We start from the raw sequence: 955 nt of genomic DNA, 5'->3' as shown, positions 1-955 counted from the left end.
GCGGGGTGGTACCCCCACACCTCGCAGGTCGGCCAGACCGGCAAGCAGGTCAGCCCGCAGCTGTACGTCGCATGCGGCATCTCCGGCGCGATCCAGCACCGGGCGGGCATGCAGACGTCCAAGACGATCGTCGCGGTCAACAAGGACAACGAGGCCCCGATCTTCGAGCTCGTCGACTTCGGCGTCGTCGGCGACCTGTTCAACGTGCTGCCGCAGGCGACTCAAGCCATCCACGCGGCGATCGGCTAGGCGGCGACGTGACCGTTCTTCAATACGTCGCGATCCTTGTGTGCACGGGCGTGGCAGGTGTCGGGATTACCCTGTTCGTCGCCACCGTCGAGGGCTTCATCGCGACGTTCCGGCTCGGGCAGCCGGACTACCGGGGCGATGCGAAGGGGGCGCGCACCCGCACGCTGTTCCGGGAGTTCCTGGGCCACACCCGGATGTCGCGGCTGCCGGTCGTGGCCGCNATCGGGCACTTCCCGCCCTTCGAGTGGGTCACCGAGGTGCTCGCCTGGACCGGCCTGGTCGCGATCCTGCTGCTCATCGCGATCCGCCAGAAGAACCACCCACGCTCGGCGAAGGGCGAGGGCGGCCGCCGCAGCCGGTTCTTCGGGTCGACGTTCTGGCAGGCCTACTACGTCGAGCTGACCATCCTCGGCGTGATGCTGTGCATCCTGGCGCTGCGCGCTTTCGAGTACGCCTTGGAGTTCAACGGCGGCACCACCGGCACCACCGCGGTCGGCGACGCGAACTCGCTTCACTACCCGCTGACCGGCTGGATGGGTGAGTCGCTCACAGGCCTGAGCGTCGACACCCTCGAGCAGACGATCGTCGTCATCGCGGCGGTGAAGATCCTCATCTCGTTCGCCTGGATGATCACCATCGCCCTCAACCCGACCATGGGCGTGGCCTGGCACCGCTTCCTCGCCTTCTTCAACATCTTCTTCAAGCG

Annotated in this window: 1 protein-coding gene; it reads left to right on the top strand. The window is 67.0% G+C overall.

Features of this window, described 5'->3' with window-relative positions; all coding sequences use genetic code 11:
• Positions 1-249: electron transfer flavoprotein subunit alpha/FixB family protein (locus ACYVLP_RS18225; protein ID WP_460628754.1), on the top strand; the 249-nt coding region annotated here is incomplete at its 5' end.
• Between the last annotated feature and the right edge of the window lie 706 nt (positions 250-955).

Source organism: Intrasporangium mesophilum, assembly GCF_054783095.1.
This window is presented reverse-complemented; position numbering and strand designations above follow the sequence as displayed.